At 70.0% G+C, this 12,790-nt stretch carries 16 protein-coding genes; 9 read left to right on the plus strand and 7 right to left on the minus strand.

The window, feature by feature from the left end; genetic code table 11:
* Positions 1–174: 174 nt before the first annotated feature.
* Entirely contained in the window at positions 175–840 is a 666-nt protein-coding gene (locus FDM97_RS36660; RefSeq protein ID WP_254705802.1) for an excalibur calcium-binding domain-containing protein, read from the minus strand.
* Between the two features lie 248 nt (positions 841–1,088).
* Between FDM97_RS36660 and FDM97_RS29810 the strand changes: the two genes are divergently transcribed.
* The 3 genes from FDM97_RS29810 to FDM97_RS29820 all read left to right on the plus strand — a co-directional run bounded on the left by FDM97_RS29810 (position 1,089) and on the right by FDM97_RS29820 (position 2,527).
* Positions 1,089–1,340, plus strand: a complete 252-nt coding sequence (locus FDM97_RS29810; protein WP_137993587.1) for a hypothetical protein — start codon at positions 1,089–1,091, stop codon at positions 1,338–1,340.
* Entirely contained in the window at positions 1,340–1,732 is a 393-nt protein-coding gene (locus tag FDM97_RS29815) for a DNA-binding protein (protein ID WP_137993588.1), read from the plus strand. The genes FDM97_RS29810 and FDM97_RS29815 overlap by 1 nt, the downstream gene beginning before the upstream one ends.
* Positions 1,733–2,029: 297 nt before the next feature.
* Positions 2,030–2,527, plus strand: a complete 498-nt coding sequence (locus tag FDM97_RS29820; protein WP_432816257.1) for a CPCC family cysteine-rich protein — start codon at positions 2,030–2,032, stop codon at positions 2,525–2,527.
* Here FDM97_RS29820 and FDM97_RS29825 read toward each other — a convergent pair.
* The 3 genes from FDM97_RS29825 to ychF all read right to left on the minus strand — a co-directional run bounded on the left by FDM97_RS29825 (position 2,463) and on the right by ychF (position 4,445).
* Positions 2,463–2,876, minus strand: coding sequence for a PIN domain-containing protein (locus FDM97_RS29825; RefSeq protein WP_137993589.1), 414 nt, complete (start codon positions 2,874–2,876; stop codon positions 2,463–2,465). The genes FDM97_RS29820 and FDM97_RS29825 overlap by 65 nt on opposite strands.
* Positions 2,858–3,142 carry a hypothetical protein gene (locus tag FDM97_RS29830; RefSeq protein WP_006138089.1) on the minus strand — a complete coding sequence of 95 codons (285 nt, stop codon included), beginning with the start codon at positions 3,140–3,142 and terminating at the stop codon, positions 2,858–2,860. Before FDM97_RS29830 ends, FDM97_RS29825 begins: the two co-directional genes overlap by 19 nt.
* 214 nt (positions 3,143–3,356) lie before the next feature.
* On the minus strand, positions 3,357–4,445 hold the full coding sequence (gene ychF / locus FDM97_RS29835; RefSeq protein WP_137993590.1) for a redox-regulated ATPase YchF: 1,089 nt from the start codon (positions 4,443–4,445) through the stop codon (positions 3,357–3,359).
* Positions 4,446–4,618: 173 nt separating this feature from the next.
* Between ychF and FDM97_RS29840 the strand changes: the two genes are divergently transcribed.
* Positions 4,619–5,260, plus strand: a complete 642-nt coding sequence (locus tag FDM97_RS29840; protein ID WP_175439278.1) for a DUF6542 domain-containing protein — start codon at positions 4,619–4,621, stop codon at positions 5,258–5,260.
* A gap of 18 nt (positions 5,261–5,278) precedes the next feature.
* Here the strand turns inward: FDM97_RS29840 and ppgK are convergent, their stop codons facing one another.
* Complete coding sequence (gene ppgK, locus FDM97_RS29845; protein WP_137993591.1) at positions 5,279–6,022, minus strand: polyphosphate--glucose phosphotransferase; 744 nt, start codon at positions 6,020–6,022, stop codon at positions 5,279–5,281.
* 30 nt (positions 6,023–6,052) lie between these two features.
* The gene (locus FDM97_RS29850; protein ID WP_137993592.1) at positions 6,053–7,057 is read right to left on the minus strand and encodes a 4-hydroxy-3-methylbut-2-enyl diphosphate reductase; all 1,005 of its coding nucleotides are present in this window, start codon (positions 7,055–7,057) and stop codon (positions 6,053–6,055) included.
* An 80-nt stretch (positions 7,058–7,137) separates the two neighbouring features.
* On the opposite strand from FDM97_RS29850, the gene FDM97_RS29855 reads away from it, so the two are divergent.
* The 4 genes from FDM97_RS29855 (at position 7,138) to FDM97_RS29870 (ending at position 10,874) form a co-directional block, all read left to right on the plus strand.
* Entirely contained in the window at positions 7,138–8,493 is a 1,356-nt protein-coding gene (locus tag FDM97_RS29855; RefSeq protein WP_137995108.1) for an APC family permease, read from the plus strand.
* Between the two features lie 164 nt (positions 8,494–8,657).
* Positions 8,658–9,878 (plus strand): exodeoxyribonuclease VII large subunit, encoded by a 1,221-nt coding sequence (xseA, locus tag FDM97_RS29860; protein ID WP_137993593.1) that lies wholly within the window; start codon positions 8,658–8,660, stop codon positions 9,876–9,878.
* A gap of 10 nt (positions 9,879–9,888) precedes the next feature.
* A complete protein-coding gene (locus FDM97_RS29865; protein ID WP_137993594.1) occupies positions 9,889–10,128 on the plus strand; it encodes an exodeoxyribonuclease VII small subunit in 240 nt (79 codons plus the stop codon).
* 155 nt (positions 10,129–10,283) lie between these two features.
* Positions 10,284–10,874 (plus strand): malonic semialdehyde reductase, encoded by a 591-nt coding sequence (locus tag FDM97_RS29870; RefSeq protein ID WP_137993595.1) that lies wholly within the window; start codon positions 10,284–10,286, stop codon positions 10,872–10,874.
* A gap of 118 nt (positions 10,875–10,992) precedes the next feature.
* Here the strand turns inward: FDM97_RS29870 and FDM97_RS29875 are convergent, their stop codons facing one another.
* Positions 10,993–11,526, minus strand: coding sequence for a DUF4245 domain-containing protein (locus FDM97_RS29875; RefSeq protein WP_175439280.1), 534 nt, complete (start codon positions 11,524–11,526; stop codon positions 10,993–10,995).
* Between the two features lie 117 nt (positions 11,527–11,643).
* On the opposite strand from FDM97_RS29875, the gene glpX reads away from it, so the two are divergent.
* A complete protein-coding gene (gene glpX, locus FDM97_RS29880) occupies positions 11,644–12,675 on the plus strand; it encodes a class II fructose-bisphosphatase (protein ID WP_137993597.1) in 1,032 nt (343 codons plus the stop codon).
* Positions 12,676–12,790 lie beyond the last annotated feature (115 nt).

The following is a 12,790-nucleotide window of genomic DNA, read 5'->3' on the forward strand; positions in this document are numbered from 1 at the left end:
GCCCCGAGACAGCGTGTCCCGCGGACTGGCCGCGGACTGGCCGGGTGTCCCGAGACCGAGAAAGCGCCGCTGGACCGACCTCCAGTGCGTTCGCCGACAGCTGGTCACTTCCGTAGCCCGAGATGCTGGGCCGCGTCGTACCCATGCACCCAGACGCTGCCGATGTCCGGGGCTTCAGTCGAGTTCGCAGCCGATGCCATCACCGTCGCGGTCGAGGCGGTGGGGGTCTGAGGGGCCGACCCAAACGGGACCAGGAAGGTCTGAGCAGTCGACGTCGGGAACGCCCGCAGGAGGACCCGGGGGATATGAGCGGATGGTGTCCTCCGGCACTGTCGGTGCTGCGCTCTCCGGCGTCGGGCTCACTAGCCGTACGTCGGCGTCGACAATCACCCCGTTCCTGACCTCGTACGTGCCCTCGAAGGAACGCACGGTCCCATCCGCCTGCAGGGCGTCGAGCGTGACCGTGACCGCGCCGTCCTGGACATCGACGATGCGGACGGTGTCCTGAACGGTGTCGGCAAAGCCTGCCTGGAAGGACTCGTAAGAGCCGCCAAGATTCTTGCCCCCGAGGTCCCACGCTCGTCGGTAGTCGCGCGCATTGATGGCAGCGAAATACGCCTCGACAGTGGAGGCCGCGTCAGCAGTGGGAGCTGCAGTCGGCTTCGGCGGGGTGGAAGGCGGCGTGGGAGTGGGCGTCGGCTCCGCTGTGACGGTCTGGGTCCTCGTGACTGTCGGACCCGTTTCCACCTTCTGCTCCTCACCGGAGGAGCCACAGCCACTCGCCCCTGCGAGTGCCAGCGCCAGGAGAGAGGCGCAACCGGCAGACAGGATTCGGCGCATCGGATCACCTCGCGGAGCGGATCGCACTCACCTCAGTGTGCGCCGCCCGATTCGGCGGCGCCTGCGATCCCTGGTGACTCTTCCGACCCTGAAGGGGATGGCTTCTTGCTTTGCGGGGTGGACTTCGCCACGGACCAGCCCAGCCCGTGGAACGTCGATCGCATCTCCCCGCCGACTCCACTGCGACCGGTCTGTCCGTGGGGCCGTTCACCTCGCGAAGACTTACCACCGCCGGTAGGATTGGCATCATGAGTGGTAGCAAGAAGTACTCGATCAGCCTGCCCGAGGACCTCGCCGAGGCCGTACGCGCCCACGTCGGCCCTGGCGGTTTCTCCGCCTACGTTGCCGAGGCACTCGAACAGCGGGTCGCCATGGACAAGCTCCGGGAGATCGTCGCCGACTTCGAGACCGACAACGAAGCTCTCACCCGCGAGGAGGTCGAGACCGCCCGGGCGCTGCTGCGCCACGACCACCGACAGGCCGGCGGGGCCGCCGCCTGATGCCCGGCACGCTCCTGCTCGACAGCGAAGGCCTCTCGAAGCTCTACCTCAAGGACCGTGCCGTCGTGGCTCTGGTCCAAGCGGCGTCGGAAGAGGGCATCCGCGTCGCCACAAGCGCCATGACCACCCTCGAGGCCGACTACGAGCGCATCCACCCCGCCCGTATCAAATGGATCCTCTCCCGCGTCGACGTTCACGACGTCACCAAGGAGATCACCGACCAGGCCGCCGCGCTTCTGCGCACCCATCACCTCCACGGGCACAAGTACGCAATCGGTGCCGCCTTCGCCGTCATCGCCCGCAACGCACCCCGGCCCGTCACCGTCCTCACGTCCGACCCCGAGGATCTGACACTCCTGTGCGGCCCTTCCGTGGAGGTCGTCAAGGTCTGAGGCAGCCTGACGCCGACCAGACCTGCCGCTGCCCCACGTCACGGGGCAAGGACTCCACACGGACAGGCGCCTATACCCGCCCCACCAACAGGCGGGTCGGGCACGGTTCTTGACGAGACATCACACGTTGAAGCGGAGTGCCTGAAGCCCGATCCTGACCTGGGATTTCCTCGTTGGCATACGTTGGCTCCCGACGATCGTTTACGGGTGTCCTGCGGACTGGCTGCGGACCGGCCGGGCGGGCGGAGGCCGAGAAATCCATGGCGCACCGGCGGGACCGGCAAGGAGACTGCCCAGGTGAGCGACCGCTACCCCTGTCCCTGCTGCGGGCACCGCGTGCTGGGCGAGATGCCCGGCTCGTACGAGATCTGCCCCGTCTGCTTCTGGGAGGACGACGGGGTCCAGTTCCGCTGGCCGACCATGGGCGGCGGCGCGAACAAGGTCTCCTTGATCGAGGCCCAGCGGAACTACCAGGACTTCGGCGCCTGCGACGAGCACGGCCGCCGGTTCGTCCGCCCGCCGGCCGAAGACGAGCCGCTCGACCCCGCCTGGCGCCCCATCGATCTGACCCGGGACTCCTTCGAGGACTGGGCAGCCGAGGACCGAGCCCCGTGGCCCGACGACCGCTCGGTGCTCTGCTGGTGGCTGCCCACCTTCTGGGGGCCTTGCCCTTCCCGCCGGGATCCCCCTACACCCGATAGCCGGCTGCGGTGCCGGCGACCAGAGGAGCTCACACCGCCACGAGCCGTACCCGCTCGCCGCACAGCTTGGCCATGTCGTCGATATCGGAAGTGAGCATGACCACAGGGCGATGCTGTCGCAGCGCGACCTCGGCGACCGCCGCATCGATCGCGTACTTGTGTCCATGCAATCCGGCATTCATCAGCAACTTCGAGGCCGCCCTCGCCTCCTCGTCACCGACCGGGACCACCCGCAGCCCGGACAGCACCCAGTTCAAACGGGACTTGTTCGTAGGCGAGTGGACGGCTTCGATGATGGTGAGCGCACTGATCACGACCTCCATGCCGCGCGAGCGCGCCTCAGCGATCAGAGCCACCACCTGCTCGTCGTCGGCGAGCAGCTTCGAGAGTCCCTCGCTGTCGAGGACCAGCGCCCCCTCGTGACTCAGCCTGCGGCGGGCCACTCGGCCTCCTCGGCGAACACCTCGTCGAAGACCTGCCGCGCCCGCTGACGAGCCGGCTCGGAAACCGGCCCCTTGCGACTCTCGTAGTCCGCCAGGTACTCGTCCAGGACCTGCCCGCGCAACTCACGCTCGACCGCCTCGGCGATGAACGCGGAGAATTCCCGCTTGCCCACCCGAGCCCGGATCGCCTCCGCAGTCCCCTCCGGCAGCGACAGGCTCACCCGCGTCGCCGGGCCTTCCCCGATGCTGTACGTCGTCTCAGCCATACCGCGATTGTGTCAAACGAGTAGGAAAAGCGCCACGTTCGCACTACCTTCACACTCGGCCAGCGCCCGGCTCGCACAAATCCCAGCACCGGCGCCCCCATCCCATCCCAGCACAATCCCAGCACGGGAAAAAACCAAGGGCCCGACCCCGAAGAGTCGGACCCTCTCTGACCTGCACATTTGCCAGATCAGCGACGTGGTGATATGTCAGCCGCTACACATTGAAGCGGAACTCCACCACGTCGCCGTCCTGCATCACGTACTCCTTGCCCTCCATGCGGGCCTTGCCCGCCGCGCGGGCGTCGGCCACCGAGCCCGTTTCTACGAGGTCGGCGAAGGAGATGACCTCGGCCTTGATGAAGCCCTTCTGGAAGTCGGTGTGGATCACACCGGCCGCCTCGGGGGCCGTCGCGCCCTTCTTGATCGTCCAGGCGCGGGATTCCTTCGGGCCTGCCGTGAGGTAGGTCTGCAGGCCCAGGGTGTCGAAGCCGACGCGGGCCAGCGTCGCCAGGCCCGGCTCCTCGGCGCCCACGGACTGGAGGAGTTCCATGGCGTCCTCCTCGTCGAGCTCGGCGAGGTCCTGCTCCAGCTTGGCGTTGAGGAAGATCGCCTCGGCCGGGGCGACCAGCGCGCGCTGCTCGTCCTTGAAGGAGTCGTCGGTCAGCTCGTCCTCGTCGACGTTGAAGACGTAGAGGAACGGCTTGGTGGTGAGCAGGTGCAGGTCGTGCAGGAGCTCGGCCTTGTCCGAGCCCTGGACGATGCCCTGCGAGAACAGGGTGTCTCCGCGCTCCAGGATCTCCTTGGCCGCCTCGACCGCCGCGACCTTCGGGGCCACGTCCTTCTTGATGCGGGCTTCCTTCGCCAGGCGCGGCAGGACCTTCTCGATCGTCTGCAGGTCGGCGAGGATCAGCTCGGTGTTGATCGTCTCGATGTCGTCCTTCGGCGAGACCTTGCCGTCGACGTGCACGACGTTCTCGTCCTTGAAGGCGCGGATGACCTGGCAGATCGCGTCGGACTCGCGGATGTTCGCCAGGAACTTGTTGCCCAGGCCCTCGCCCTCGCTCGCGCCGCGCACGATGCCCGCGATGTCGACGAAGTCGACCGTCGCCGGGAGGAGGCGCTGCGAGCCGAAGATCTCGGCCAGCTTCGCCAGACGCGCGTCGGGGACACCGACGACGCCGACGTTCGGCTCGATCGTGGCGAACGGGTAGTTGGCCGCCAGGACGTCGTTCTTGGTCAGGGCGTTGAACAGGGTCGACTTGCCGACATTCGGCAGACCGACGATTCCGATCGTGAGCGACACGGTGGCGACTTCCTGGAGTACGGATGGGGGTGCGGTGGGTGGGCCGATCCCCCAGTTTACGGGGGGTCCGAACCGGCCTGCGACGTCGACCTTCGGTCGAACTCAAGGGCAAGGTCACCCAAAGGGCGTGTCCTGTACCGCTCCCCCGGCCCTTCCCGACCTACGTTGGTGGGGTGGAGCAGCACAGGACAAGTCAGCCTCGAGGCCGCCGGCGGCCGCAGACGCCTCTCACGCCGCCCGGCGCGCTCGTGGAAGGCGCCACCGTCTATCGCGTCGCCGCACGTCCGGGGGGCCCGGGCAACGGCCGGGTCGAGCGGGCCATGCCCGTGCGCCCCGTAAGGACCCGGCCCGTGCCGCCCGTCGTCCTCGCCCTGCGGCGGCTGCCCAACCCGAGGCTGACCGGCCTCGGCGCCGGGCTCTTCGCCTCCGCCGCCATGCTGGTCATCGGGTTCCTCGACCGGGTGCTCCTCGACGGCTCACCCCTCGTCTTCGGCCTGCTGTTCCTGCCGGTCAGCGCCCTGACCGCGCTCTGGGTCCGTACCGCCGACCTCGTCACCGCCCCGATCAGCGTGCCCATCGCCTTCGCCGTGGGCGTGGTGCCCATCGCGGGCGGCACGGGCGGCTTCGGCGGGCAGGCGATGGCCGTCGTCACCGCCCTGGCCGTGCACGCCGGCTGGCTCTACGGCGGCACCCTCGTCGCCGGGCTGATCACCTGCGTCCGGAAGGTACGGGACATGGGGCGCCGCCAGCGGGCGGCCGCCGCCCGGGCTGCCGGGGCGGGGGCACCCCACGCGGTGCGGCGGCCCGCCCCGTAGAGCCGGAAGCCGGGGCCCCTAGCGCGCCTGCGCCGCCATCGCCGCGCCCACGATCCCCGCGTTGTTCCGCAGCCCCGCCGGCACGATCTCCGCCCTGATGCCCTCGATCAGTGGCAGGAACCTGTCCGCCTTCCGGCTCACTCCCCCGCCGATGATGAACAGCTCCGGCGAGAACAGCATCTCCACATGGGCCAGGTACTTCTGCAGGCGCCGCGTCGCCCAGTGCTCCCAGCTGAGGCCCTCGTCGTCCTTCGCCTTCGTCGAGGCCCGCTTCTCGGCGTCGTGGCCCTTCAGCTCCAGGTGCCCCAGCTCCGTGTTGGGCACGAGGCGGCCGTCGACGAAGAGCGCCGAACCGATGCCCGTACCGAGCGTCAGCAGGATCACCGTGCCCTTGCGGCCCCGGCCCGCGCCGAAGGTCATCTCGGCGACCCCGGCCGCGTCCGCGTCGTTCAGGACCGTCACCGGCAGCCCGCCCAGGCGGTCGCCGATCAGCTTGCCCGCGTCGACGTCGATCCATGCCTTGTCGACGTTCGCGGCCGTACGGATCGTGGAGCCGGTGACGACACCGGGGAAGGTCACCCCGACCGGACCCGACCAGCCGAAGTTCTCCACGACCTCCGCGACACAGCCCGCCACACCGTCGGGTGTGGCGGGCTGCGGGGTCAGTACCTTGTGGCGGGGCTCGGCGAGGTCTCCTCGCTCCAGGTCCACGGGAGCGCCCTTGATGCCCGAGCCGCCGATGTCCACTCCGAAGACGTTCATGGACCCAACGTTACGGGCTGACGACGGCCGTTACTCCTTGACGAGGTCGGCCGCCTCGGCGCGCAGGTCCTTGTTCCGGAGCTCCTTGGGGAGCGAGAAGGTCAGGGACTCGTCGGCCGTCTTGACGATCTCCACGTCCGCGTAGCCGCGCTCGGCGAGCCATTCCAGGACCTCCTGGACGAGGACGTCCGGCACCGAGGCGCCCGACGACAGGCCGACCGAGGTGACGCCCTCCAGCCAGGCCTCGTCGATCTCGCTCGCGAAGTCGACCAGGTACGCGGCCGGGACACCGGCCTGCTTGGCGACCTCGACCATACGGATCGAGTTCGAGGAGTTCTTCGAGCCGACGACGATCACCAGCTCGGCCTGGCCGGCGAGCTCCTTGATGGCCAGCTGCCGGTTCTGCGTGGCGTAGCAGATGTCGTCGGACGGCGGGGAGATCAGCTGCGGGAACTTCTCCTTCAGCGCGTCCACGGTCTCCATCGTCTCGTCGACGGAGAGCGTGGTCTGGGAGAGCCAGACGACCCTGGACGGGTCGCGGACCTCGACCTTGGCCACGTCCTCCGGGCCGTCGACGAGCTGGATGTGGTCGGGGGCCTCGCCGGAGGTGCCGATGACCTCCTCGTGGCCCTCGTGGCCGATCAGGAGGATGTCGAAGTCCTCCTTGGCGAACCGCACGGCCTCCTTGTGCACCTTCGTGACCAGCGGGCAGGTCGCGTCGATGGTCTTGAGGCGGCCCTCGCGGGCCTCCTCGTGCACGGTCGGGGCGACGCCGTGCGCGGAGAACATCACGATGTTGCCCGGGGGCACCTCGGTCGCCTGGTCGACGAAGATGGCGCCCTTCCGCTCCAGGGTCTGTACGACGTACTTGTTGTGCACGATCTCGTGACGGACGTAGATCGGCGCCCCGTACTGCTCCAGGGCCTTCTCCACGGCGATCACGGCACGGTCCACGCCCGCGCAGTAGCCGCGGGGAGCGGCGAGCAGGACACGCTTCGGGCGGTTGGTCGCGGGCGTTGCAGTCATGCGTCCCATCGTAAGGCCGCGCGGTCGGGCGACCCGCTGCGGTCGCGTCGCTGAGACGGATGATCGACACCGTGGCCGAGACTGTGCCCATGGCCGAGGAAGCACAGGTGGCAGCGCAGGTGGCGGCGCACACCGGACTGCGGCGGACCCTCGGGTTCCGCGACCTTGTCGTGTACGGGCTGCTGTTCATCGCGCCCATGGCCCCCGTCGGTGTCTTCGGCACCCTCGACGCGAAGTCGCACGGCGCCGTGGCGCTGGTCTACCTCGTCGCCACCGTCGCGATGGCGTTCACCGCTTTCAGCTACGCCCAGATGGTGCGGGTCGCCCCGCTGGCGGGCTCCGTCTTCACGTACGCCCGCAAGGGGCTGGGCGACGGGCCGGGGTTCGTCGCCGGGTGGATGGCGATGCTCGACTACCTGCTGATCCCGGCCGTGGCCTATCTCTTCGCGGGCATCGCGATGGAGGCGCTTGTACCGGAGGTGGACCGGTGGGTGTGGACGGCGCTGGCGGTGGTGATCACGACCCTGCTGAATCTGTGGGGCGTACGGGCGGCGGCGCGGGTCGGCTTCGCGGTGCTCGCGATGGAGATCGTGGTGCTGCTGGTCTTCGTGGTGTCGGCGGTGGCCGTTCTCGTACGGGACGGGGCGCGGCGCGACTGGTGGTCGCCGCTGACCGGGGACGGGGCGTTCTCGGTGGCCGCGGTGCTGGGCGCGGTGTCGGTGGCCGTGCTGTCGTACCTCGGCTTCGACGCGATCGCCTCGTTCGCGGAGGAGGTCACCGGAGGGTCGGCGAAGGTGGCGCGGGCGGTGCTGTTCTGTCTGGCGCTCGCGGGCGCGCTGTTCGTGACCCAGACGTATCTGGTGGCGCTCCTTGAGCCGCTGTCGTCCGCGGAGCTGGCGGCGGATCCCGCCGGACAGGGCTCGGCCTTCTACGACGCGGTGGACGCGTCCGTCGGGACGTGGCTGCACGACCTGGTGGCGGTGTCGAAGGCGATCGGCGCGGCGTTCGCCGCGCTGGCGGGCCAGGCGGCCGCGGGCCGGCTGCTCTTCGCCATGGCCCGTGACCGGCGGCTTCCGCATCTGCTGGCGCGTACGGACGCGGGCGTGCCGCGGGTCGCGCTGCTGCTGGCGGCGGCGGTCACGATGGTGGCGGCGGTCTGGGCGGCGCAGCGGGACGACGGCCTCGACCACCTGGTCTCGGTGGTCGACATCGGGGCGCTGACGGCGTTCGTGCTGCTGCACGCGAGCGTGGTGGGGTGGTTCGCGGTACGCCGGATGGCGGGGCCACCGCACTGGCTGCGGCATGTGGTGATGCCGGTGGTGGGCGCGGCGATCCTGATCGCGGTGATCGCGGAGGCGGCGGTGTCGGCGCAGGTGGTGGGCGTGGTCTGGCTGGGGGTGGGGCTGGTGGTGCTCGCGGTGCAGGGGGCGACGCGGAGCCCTTGAGCGGGCGGCGGACCCGGGCGGCGGACCCGGGCGGCGGACCCGGCCTGCGAAGGCCGCGAGCGAACGCGCCTGAAGGGGCGCCGCCCCTGTGGGTTGTGCCCACCGTTCCGCCCCGGCGGAAGTCGCCCACAACGGATGTCCTAGGCGGCCACTACGCTCGGCGCATGGGTCTCACTACGTCCGCAGAAGCGCCGCTGCCCGTCGGAGAGGTCTCCCGGCTGATCGGGGGGTGGATCGACCGGCTCGGTGCCGTGTGGGTCGAGGGGCAGATCACGCAGCTGTCGCGGCGGCCCGGGGCCGGGGTCGTCTTTCTGACGCTGCGGGATCCCTCGTACGACATCTCCATCGGCGTCACCTGCTACCGCCAGGTCTTCGACGCCGTCGCCGACATCGTCTCCGAGGGCGCCCGGGTCGTCGTGCACGCCAAGCCCGAGTGGTACGCGCCGCGCGGGCAGCTGTCCCTGCGGGCGGTGGAGATCAAGCCGGTCGGCATCGGGGAGCTGCTGGCCCGGCTGGAGCAGCTGAAGCGGAGCCTGGGCGCCGAGGGGCTCTTCGCGCTCGACCGCAAGAAGCCCGTGCCGTTCCTCCCCCAGCTCGTCGGCCTGGTCTGCGGCCGCGCCTCCGCCGCCGAGCGGGACGTCCTGGAGAACGCGCGGCGGCGCTGGCCGGCCGTCCGGTTCGAGGTGCGCAACGTCGCCGTGCAGGGCGTGAAGGCCGTGCCCCAGGTCGTCCAGGCCGTGAAGGAGCTGGACGCGCACGACGGAGTGGACGTGATCATCGTGGCCCGGGGCGGCGGCAGCGTGGAGGATCTGCTGCCGTTCTCGGACGAGCAGCTGATCCGGGCCGTCGCCGACTGCCGTACGCCGGTGGTCTCCGCGATCGGCCACGAACCGGACTCGCCCCTGCTCGACCTCGTCGCCGATCTGCGGGCCTCCACGCCGACCGACGCCGCCAAGAAGGTCGTACCGGACGTCGGCGAGGAGCTGGACCGGGTGCAGGGCCTGCGGGACCGGGCGCTGCGGACCGTGCGCGGGCTGCTCGACCGGGAGGAGCGCGGCCTCGCGCACGCGCTCGCACGCCCGGTCATGGAGCATCCACAGCGGATGGTGGAGCAGCGCGAGGACGAGCTCGACGCGCTGCTCGCGCGCAGCAGGCGGACCCTCGGGCATCTCCTCGACCGGGCCGACTCGGAGCTGTCGCACACCCGCGCGCGGGTCCGGGCGCTGTCGCCGGCCGCGACGATGGAGCGCGGGTACGCGGTGCTCCAGCGGGCGGACGGATCGGTCGTGCGGTCCCCGGAGGAGGTCGCGGTGGACGAGGAGCTGCGGGCCAGGGTCGCGGCGGGCGAGTTCACGGTACGGCGTGTTGTCGGACCCGGCGCTTAGGGTGGTTCCCATGGCAGCCACCACGGAAGAGGCGCTCGGGTACGAGCAGGCGCGCGACGAGCTGATCGAGGTCGTCCGGCGCCTGGAGACGGGCGGTACGACCCTCGAGGAGTCGCTCGCGCTCTGGGAGCGCGGAGAGGAATTGGCCAAGGTCTGCCGGCGTTGGCTGGAAGGCGCGCGGGCACGGCTGGACGCCGCGCTGGCCACTCCGGAGGACGCGGAGACCGGGGGGGACGACGAGGACGCGTAGGCGCGTAGACGCATAGGGCGCATAGAGCGCATAGGCGCGCACTGGGGACTGTGAAACGGAACACCATCCGCTTCGTTTAGTTGAACTTTCATCAATCACGGTCGTACGGTGAGGGCATCGCTGGAACCCCCTGCACGTCCGGAAGGCACGCACCCATGTCCCTCATCCTTGACCCCGCCGCCCAGGACCTCCTCTTCCGCGAGGCCCGCACCGCCAACACCTTCACCGACGAGCCGGTGACCGACGAGCAGGTCCAGGCGATCTACGACCTCGTCAAGTTCGGCCCGACCGCGTTCAACCAGACTCCGCTGCGCATCACGCTGGTCCGCTCCCCCGAGGCCCGCGAGCGTCTGGTCACGCACATGGCCGAGGGCAACCAGCCGAAGACCGCCGCCGCCCCGCTGGTCGCGATCCTCTCCGCGGACAACGAGTTCCACGAGGAGCTTCCGGCCCTGCTCCCGCACTTCCCGCAGGCCAAGGACATGTTCTTCGCCGAGCGCCCGGCCCGTGAGGGCTCCGCGCTCCTCAACGCCGCCCTCCAGGCCGCGTACTTCATCATCGGCGTCCGCGCCGCCGGCCTGGCCGCCGGCCCGATGACCGGTCTCGACTTCGCCGGCGTCCAGAAGGAGTTCCTGGACGACGACCACACCCCGCTGATGGTCGTCAACATCGGCAAGCCGGGCGAGGGCGCCTGGTTCCCGCGCTCCCCGCGCCTCGACTTCGACGAGGTCGTCACCACCGTCTGAGCCCCGTCGCGGACGCGACGTCTGAGCGCCGTCACGGACGCGAGGAACCCCCGGACTCCACGAGTCCGGGGGTTCCTCGCGTATCGCTACGCCTTCGCCTTCGCCTTCGCCTTCGCCCCTAAGCCTTCTTCGACTGCAGCGCGCCCGCCATCTCGGCCAGCCGCTCGAACGAGGCCGTGCCGGTCACGACCGTCGTCGCTCCGCCGTCCGTGCGCACCAGGGCGTCGTACTTCGGCCCCTCCCAGCGCTGCCAGACCTGGCCGGCGACCGTCTGGGTCTTCCCGGAGTTCTCGGCCTTCTGCGTGACCTCGGGGATGTACTTCGCGGGCTCCGCCGTCGACTGGTGGATCGCCACGTACTGGGTGTCCGGGTCCAGGAAGCCCAGCTGCCAGGCGTCGCCCTGCTCACGCTTGTACGAGACGACGGTCGCCTTCCAGCCCTCGCCGAGCCCCTCGGGGGCCAGCACCGGGTACGGCGCCGCCCGCTGGGCCGTCAGGAGCTCCACCCGATAGTCCTTCGCCTTGACCGGGACCGCGTCCTCGTCGTGCGGGATGAAGAGATACATCACGCCCGCGGCGACCATGATCACCGCCAGGGACTGGAACATCCCGCGTACCGTCTGCCTGCCTCGCATACCTGCCACGCCCCCCATGGTCGCATCATGGTGTTGTGCTCATACGTGGGCCCCTCTGCTCAATTTGTCGACGTACCGATAGAGTCGCAGCACCCTCTTTATTCCGGCCGTCGCCGTACAGAAAGGTGCGCTCCGATGACCGAGCATCATCTGCCGTCCGAGCTCGAGGTCTCCCCCGAGGCCCCCGACCGCAACCTGGCCCTGGAGCTGGTGCGCGTCACCGAGGCCGCCGCCATGGCCGCCGGCCGCTGGGTCGGCCGCGGCGACAAGATCGGCGCGGACGGCGCGGCGGTCAACGCCATGCGGACCCTCGTCTCCACCGTCTCGATGAACGGCGTCGTCGTCATCGGCGAGGGCGAGAAGGACGAAGCTCCCATGCTCTACAACGGGGAGCGCATCGGCGACGGGACCGGCGCCGAGGTGGACATCGCCGTCGACCCGATCGACGGCACCACGCTCAACGCCAAGGGCATGCCGAACGCGATCGCCGTCCTCGCCGCCGCCGACCGCGGCACCATGTTCGACCCGTCCGCGGTCTTCTACATGGACAAGCTGGTCACCGGCCCCGAGGCCGCCGACTTCGTCGACATCAACGCCCCCGTCTCGGTCAACATCCGCCGGGTCGCCAAGGCCAAGGGCATGTCCCCCGAGGACGTCACGGTCGTGATCCTTGACCGCCCCCGCCACGAGGGCATCGTCAAGGAGATCCGCGAGACCGGCGCCCGGATCAAGTTCATCTCGGACGGCGACGTCGCCGGCTCGATCATGGCCGTCCGCGAGGGCACCGGCGTGGACATGCTCCTCGGCATCGGCGGTACGCCCGAGGGCATCATCTCGGCCTGCGCCATCAAGTGCCTGGGCGGTGTCATCCAGGGCAAGCTGTGGCCCAAGGACGAGGCCGAGCGGCAGAAGGCGCTCGACGCCGGGCACGACCTGGACCGTGTGCTGTCCACGAACGACCTGGTCAGCGGCGAGAACGTGTTCTTCGTCGCCACCGGCATCACGGACGGCGAGCTGCTGCGCGGCGTCCGCTACCGCTCGGAGACCGCGACCACGTCCTCGCTGGTGATGCGCTCGAAGTCCGGCACGATCCGCCAGATCGACTCCACGCACCGGCTGTCGAAGCTGCGCGCGTACAGCAAGATCGACTTCGACCGCGCGAAGTAGCAGGCGAAGTAGCGGCCGAGTAGCAGGCAAGCAGCAGGCGAAGCACCACCTGACTGCGGTACGAAGAGGGGCGCCCCCATGTGCGGTGGGGGCGCCCCTTCCCGTACGGCCCGTA

This window comes from Streptomyces vilmorinianum (assembly GCF_005517195.1).
GTDB lineage: Bacteria > Actinomycetota > Actinomycetes > Streptomycetales > Streptomycetaceae > Streptomyces > Streptomyces vilmorinianum.

Excerpts from the sequence above, each read along its gene's own strand:
- FDM97_RS36660 (WP_254705802.1), bottom strand. The coding sequence starts at position 840 with ATGCGCCGAATCCTGTCTGCCGGTTGCGCCTCTCTCCTGGCGCTGGCA.
- FDM97_RS29810 (WP_137993587.1), top strand. The coding sequence starts at position 1,089 with ATGAGTGGTAGCAAGAAGTACTCGATCAGCCTGCCCGAGGACCTCGCC.
- FDM97_RS29815 (WP_137993588.1), top strand. The coding sequence starts at position 1,340 with ATGCCCGGCACGCTCCTGCTCGACAGCGAAGGCCTCTCGAAGCTCTAC.
- FDM97_RS29830 (WP_006138089.1), bottom strand. The coding sequence starts at position 3,142 with ATGGCTGAGACGACGTACAGCATCGGGGAAGGCCCGGCGACGCGGGTG.
- ppgK (WP_137993591.1), bottom strand. The coding sequence starts at position 6,022 with ATGAACGTCTTCGGAGTGGACATCGGCGGCTCGGGCATCAAGGGCGCT.
- FDM97_RS29850 (WP_137993592.1), bottom strand. The coding sequence starts at position 7,057 with ATGGGACGCATGACTGCAACGCCCGCGACCAACCGCCCGAAGCGTGTC.
- FDM97_RS29855 (WP_137995108.1), top strand. The coding sequence starts at position 7,138 with ATGGCCGAGGAAGCACAGGTGGCAGCGCAGGTGGCGGCGCACACCGGA.
- xseA (WP_137993593.1), top strand. The coding sequence starts at position 8,658 with ATGGGTCTCACTACGTCCGCAGAAGCGCCGCTGCCCGTCGGAGAGGTC.
- FDM97_RS29865 (WP_137993594.1), top strand. The coding sequence starts at position 9,889 with ATGGCAGCCACCACGGAAGAGGCGCTCGGGTACGAGCAGGCGCGCGAC.
- FDM97_RS29870 (WP_137993595.1), top strand. The coding sequence starts at position 10,284 with ATGTCCCTCATCCTTGACCCCGCCGCCCAGGACCTCCTCTTCCGCGAG.
- FDM97_RS29875 (WP_175439280.1), bottom strand. The coding sequence starts at position 11,526 with ATGGGGGGCGTGGCAGGTATGCGAGGCAGGCAGACGGTACGCGGGATG.
- glpX (WP_137993597.1), top strand. The coding sequence starts at position 11,644 with ATGACCGAGCATCATCTGCCGTCCGAGCTCGAGGTCTCCCCCGAGGCC.